The following is a 5661-nucleotide window of genomic DNA, read 5'->3' on the forward strand; positions in this document are numbered from 1 at the left end:
TCAGCGAGTGAGTTATGTGGTGAATAAGATCCCTTTCTTTTTTGTCGGAGTGCTATTACTTGTTGGCGGCATGCACTAACAATAGGGGTTCACCATCAACATGAATATCATAAGTGATTATTTACGACGTTTACCTTGACATATGTACCGCTTCGACCTGGGATCTTCTGATCAGGTATTTTTGAGTGACTCTTTTTGATCATCAATAATCTTTTAAAGTTATAATAATGGTTCAAAGACATATTAGCATTAGTGAGCCTATTTCATCAAACATTGTGGAGAAATCTAATTAACAAGTATAATTTTTTAGTAATAACGATGTTATTGTATTGGAGCGATTAGATGGAAGCGCTTAGCTTGCCTGGTTCTGGGTTTTGGATCGGTGTTGTTGTAGCGATTGTCTGCGGTGCAATCGTGGGTTATGAGCGACAATTGAAGGATAAGCCTGTTGGGGCGCGCACGAGCATCTTGATTTGCCTTGGTACACAAATTTTTGTTGATATCGGATCTGCTTTTACTACTCCTAGCGCGGATCCTACACGTGTGATCGGTCAGGTTGTTACTGGGATTGGGTTTATTGGTGGAGGTGTTATCTTGGCACGCAGGGGGATAGTTGTTGGTGTAACCACTGCTTCGACAATATGGGTATTAGCAGCAATTGGTGTGGTAATAGGTGTTGGGCATTATTTAACCGCACTTATGTTATCAATTGTAACTGTTATAATACTTATCGGTTTCGATTATATTGATAAAAGAATTTTGGCTGGCAAAGCGGGGAAAAAATCGCCGGATGATGAATGAACGTTAGAACATCGACATTAAGTAGGATGAGATCATTATTAACGCTGTGATGGTTCATCCCAGGATTTTATTTATTTTTGTTTAGCCGTGTGTTCAAATGTCTTAAGATCAAACCACTATTTTTGTTATATTAAAAAAATCAATCCTTGAATTTTTTCGATGAATGAATATTATTTTTTTGTCATAGATTTTCTTTTGTAATCATCCTTAAAGTTAATAGTTATCATTAAAAAAATGACAGAGACGACTCCTCAAAAACACGAATTCCAGGCCGAAGTTAAGCAAGTCCTCAATATCGTTATAAATTCACTTTATAAAGATAAGGAGATATTTATTAGAGAGCTTGTCTCTAATGCCTCAGATGCACTTGAAAAACTTCGGTATGTTCAGCTCACCGAAAAGGATATTTTTGATGATAATCTTCCTCTTGAAATAAGCATTTCCACAGACGATGTTGCCAATACAATTACTATAAAGGACTTCGGGGTGGGCATGACTCGCCAAGAACTCATTGAAAACCTTGGGACAATCGCACACTCAGGTTCAAAGGCCTTTTTAGAGGCTGTTCAGAAGGGCGCAGATGTGGGAGATAATCTGATCGGGCAGTTTGGAGTCGGATTTTATAGTGTATTTATGGTTGCAAAATCTGTTAAGGTCTATACACATCATTGGGAAAAGGATGGGGAGCACCTTGTTTGGACCAGTGATGGGTCTGGCACGTACGAGCTTGAAACGTCTTCCGGCCAAAGGCGCGGAAGTAAAATTGAAATTCAATTAAAGGATGAAGCAAAGGAGTTCTCTAAGGCGGAGCATGTCAAGCAGATACTCTCACATTATTCAAACTTTGTGCAATTCCCGATCAATTTAAACGGTGAGCGCATCAACACTGTCCAGGCGATCTGGATGAGAAATAGAAACGAAATTAAGGATGCGGAATACGCAGAGTTCTATAAATTTCAGGCAAAGGCTTTTGACGAACCTTTCTACAAACTCCATTTTAGCTCCGACGCCCCGCTTACAATTAATTCCCTTCTCTTTGTGCCGACTGAAAATCAGGAACGATGGGGGTTTATCCGTTTAGAGCCAGGGGTCAGTCTTTACTGCCGAAAAATTCTAATTGATTCAAGCCCAAAGGGACTTCTTCCAGAATGGTTGCGTTTCGTCAGGGGAGTCATTGATAGTGCGGATTTGCCTCTTAATATTTCACGCGAGACTATGCAGGACAGCAGTCTAGTTCAAAAGATTAATGATGTAATTACAAAGAGGTTTCTAAAGTTTCTTGAAGAAGAGGCTAAAGAGAGAAAAGAAAAGTACGAAGAGTTTTATAATAAGTTTGGTCTCTTCCTTAAGGAGGGAATAGTTACGGATATAAATTACAGGGAGCAGCTTTCGAAATTGCTTCGTTTTGAATCGTCTCAATTGGAGAAAGGCAAATTGAGTTCATTTTCGGAATATGTCTTACGAATGAAAGAAGACCAGAAGGAAATATATTACCTCAATGCTCCAACCCGCGAGAGCTCAGAACTTGGACCACATTTAGAGTACTTTAGGGCGCGTGATTTTGAAGTCTTATTCCTTTATGATCCGATTGATGACTTTGTAATGAGCAATTTAAGAGAATTTGAGGGCAAAAAGCTAATCTCTGCAGACAGCGCCGAGGTAACAATCGGCGATATTACGAAAGACTTAAAGGAAAAACCGCTGGATAAAGAGGTGGAGAATAAACTATGCGAATGGTTGAAAGAGACTTTAGGCGAAAGGGTACATGAAGTAAGTGTAAGTAAAAGACTTGTGGATAGCCCTGTAATTGCGCTGAATGCAGACAAATTTATGAGTCCGGGTATGAAACGGATTATGAGGGCAATGCGACAGGAAGTAAAGGAGGGCTACAGAGTAAATCTCGAAATAAACTCGCGGCATAATCTGATTAAGAACCTTTCGGATTTAAAGGATAGAGACCCTGATCTTGCGAAACTCGTGGCAGAACAGTTGTTTGACAATGCACTAATTACTGCTGGATTCCTTGATGACCCAAGAGCGATGGTCAATCGGGTGTACAAGATCCTTGAACGTGTTTCAGTACACTAGCGATCAATCAAGAATGTATGATTTGCTAAGTAAACCGATTTCATTCTTCGGGATTGCTTCTCCGCATAGCTTCTGGAATTTACCGTGAGGACTTTTTTCAAATGTAGATCGCTGCGGCTTACTGCAGTGAGTTTCACTTTTTTTACAAAATTACCTCTTTAAACACTAAGTCAGGGGTTGGGTAGAATATATAAAGATTATGATTGTCAGATTTAAAATGAATGTACCAATGTTCATTATAAGTCCAGTTGTTTTTTTGTTTCTTTTATCAATATCTATTAATATTGCCATCAATGATTTTTCTTCAGCTTCGGATAACAAAGGAGGGATTTTCATATTAGGTAGTTGGACAGAGAAAGGGTTAAATAGTATCATGAAACAATCCTCGAAAATTCAAGATGTTGGTCAACGAATAGACTTTTTATCAGGGAAATTCCTGAATACTAAATACGAGGAATCAACACTGGTAGGGGATGTAAACCATCCTGAAGAATTGGTGATAAATTTGGAAGGCATGGACTGCTTTACATACATGGATTATGTGGAGGCGATGCAGCTCTCTGATTCTTATCCGATGTTTGTAAATAATATTCGGCGTATAAGGTATCAGTCTGGTGAGGTAGATTTTATAAAAAGAAATCATTTCTTTACAGATTGGGCTGTATATAATAGTGACAATATCGTTGATGTCACAAAAGAGGCGGGTGGACAAGGGACCAGAACTGTAAAGAAGCTTCTGAATAAAAAAGAAGATGGGACACTTTATCTCCCGGGTATTCCGGTTAGGGAGCGTTATGTGAATTACATACCGTCCGAATCTATTGATGAAAAGGTGATTGAGCGTCTGAAAACCGGAGATTATGTGGGGATTTATACTGATAAGGACGGTCTAGATGTTTCACACACTGGGATACTGATTAGAAAGGGCGATGAGATTTATCTAAGGCATGCATCTTCGAGAAAAAATAATAGAAGGGTTGTTGATGAAGATTTGCTTGCCTATATTTTTGACAAACCTGGATTGGTAGTTCTGAGACCAAAGGTTAATTGATTTTTTTGATCAATACTCAAACGCTTTGTGAATTCTATCATAAACTTGAAATTATATCATTTTGAAAAACCGTTGTGAGTACATTTAGAGGAGAGTGTATTGAAACCTGAAGAGTTTGTTCTTCTTGCTACGGACAATTATTATAGGGGCGAGTATGATGAGGCAATCAAAAATCTAGATAGAGCCATAGAATTGAGGTCAGACTTTGCTGAGGCTTGGTATAATAAAGGAATAGTGTTATCTGTAGTATGTCGTCATGAAGAGGAGATTGAGGTTTATAACAAAGCAATAGAATTGAAGCCAGATTATGCTGAGGCGTGGAACAACAAGTCCGCCGCTCTTGGCAGACTGGGGCGCTTTGAAGAAGCACTAGAGGCGTCTGAAAAATCGCTGGCGATAAAACCGTGGTTTGCTGTAGCGTGGTGTAATAAGGGAGCGGCTCTTGGGTGGCTTGGTCGGGATAGGGAAGCAATCGTTGCTTATGAAAGAGCGTTGGAATTTCAGCCAGATTATGTTGAGGCGTGTAATAATAAGGGTATTTCTCTCTTCAACACTGATGATCTGAACGAAGCGATCAAGGCCTTTGACAGGGCAATAAAATTAAAGCCTGATTATGCGGAAGCATGGTACAACCGCGCGAGGGTTTATGCCACAAAACGATTGTATAAAAAGGCCTTAACTGATTTACAGAAGGCTATTTTACTCGATACTTCTTTTAAAGAAGAGGCGAAGAAAGATAAGGTTTTTAAAGAGGTTAAGGAAGACAAAGAGTTCGGTAAACTAGTTGAATGAATTCAGCTTGGAAAATAATTCAGGGGGAGAGAGTCTATGCCATTGACTGCTAAACAACTTACCGATTTAGTTACCGAGACTATTAAGGCAAAGCAAAACCTTGAGAAGGTTTTGGATTTTGTAGATTTAATGAATAACCATCTCGAAGAGTTTCCGGATGAAGTAAGGACTTCGGGTGAAAGGATAAAAGAAGTTGCTCCAGATATTGAGAAAAGCATTAAGACTATGAAGTCTTTCATTGATATGGAACTAAACAAATTGCCGGTCGATATAGATCAGGCTAAAGACGCCGCGAAGAAACTTATGCTTTATCAGGGCGACGTATTTCAGGTTATAAATTGGGCTGAATTGCAGAAAAGGAATTACGAAGAAAATTCGTATTGGTGGCGTTACTGGCAGGCTGTTGATAACCATCTCAGAGAACAGGTGGAGAAGGAAAGGACGGCAAAAAACCCGTTGAAGTGAGAGAAGGGGATAGAAGCGCTTTTCGGCGAATTCTTCTGTAGTCCTCCACTTATCTTTACCTTAATGACCAACTGTGAATGAACCAAAACTTATAGCCGCAATTCTACACCGAGGGTCATTCCCGAGGACTGTTATCGGGAATCCACTTTGTTTGTCATCGTACTTCGATGCACTCAGTATAGACTCCACTGTGGCAATCTCATTTTTTATAGAAGAATTAGGCAGCTTCGACGGAAAGAAGAAAAAGGAAAAGAAGGATTAAGTTCGTGATGAGGGAAGTAGCAAGGGGGGTTTAAAAGAGAGCGGGGAAGAATAGATATAGGGTAAACTCGTCTCTATCACAAAAATGATGCACCTATTTATTTGTCAATCTGTGATCCCTGGTTGTATTGTTCTGAATCATGAATCGTGCATCCTGTATCCTGCATCGTGGATCATGCATCGTGTCGGCAAGTGTCAATTTG

The 5661-nt window shown here is 39.6% G+C and carries 6 protein-coding genes; all 6 read left to right on the forward strand.

Annotation, left to right across the window (positions count from 1 at the left end):
- Positions 1–342: 342 nt before the first annotated feature.
- Positions 343–801 carry an MgtC/SapB family protein gene (locus VGA95_14100; protein HEX9667674.1) on the forward strand — a complete coding sequence of 153 codons (459 nt, stop codon included), beginning with the start codon at positions 343–345 and terminating at the stop codon, positions 799–801.
- Positions 802–1035: 234 nt separating this feature from the next.
- The gene (gene htpG / locus VGA95_14105) at positions 1036–2889 is read left to right on the forward strand and encodes a molecular chaperone HtpG (protein HEX9667675.1); all 1854 of its coding nucleotides are present in this window, start codon (positions 1036–1038) and stop codon (positions 2887–2889) included.
- Positions 2890–3118: 229 nt separating this feature from the next.
- Positions 3119–3940, forward strand: coding sequence for an N-acetylmuramoyl-L-alanine amidase-like domain-containing protein (locus VGA95_14110; protein ID HEX9667676.1), 822 nt, complete (start codon positions 3119–3121; stop codon positions 3938–3940).
- Positions 3941–4039: 99 nt separating this feature from the next.
- Positions 4040–4732, forward strand: coding sequence for a tetratricopeptide repeat protein (locus tag VGA95_14115; protein ID HEX9667677.1), 693 nt, complete (start codon positions 4040–4042; stop codon positions 4730–4732).
- A 36-nt stretch (positions 4733–4768) separates the two neighbouring features.
- Positions 4769–5197: a hypothetical protein gene (locus VGA95_14120; GenBank protein ID HEX9667678.1), complete on the forward strand. Its 429-nt coding sequence runs from the start codon at positions 4769–4771 to the stop codon at positions 5195–5197.
- A gap of 73 nt (positions 5198–5270) precedes the next feature.
- A complete protein-coding gene (locus tag VGA95_14125) occupies positions 5271–5459 on the forward strand; it encodes a hypothetical protein (GenBank protein HEX9667679.1) in 189 nt (62 codons plus the stop codon).
- Positions 5460–5661 lie beyond the last annotated feature (202 nt).

Source organism: Thermodesulfobacteriota bacterium (assembly GCA_036397855.1).
Taxonomy (GTDB): domain Bacteria; phylum Desulfobacterota_D; class UBA1144; order Nemesobacterales; family CSP1-2; genus DASWID01.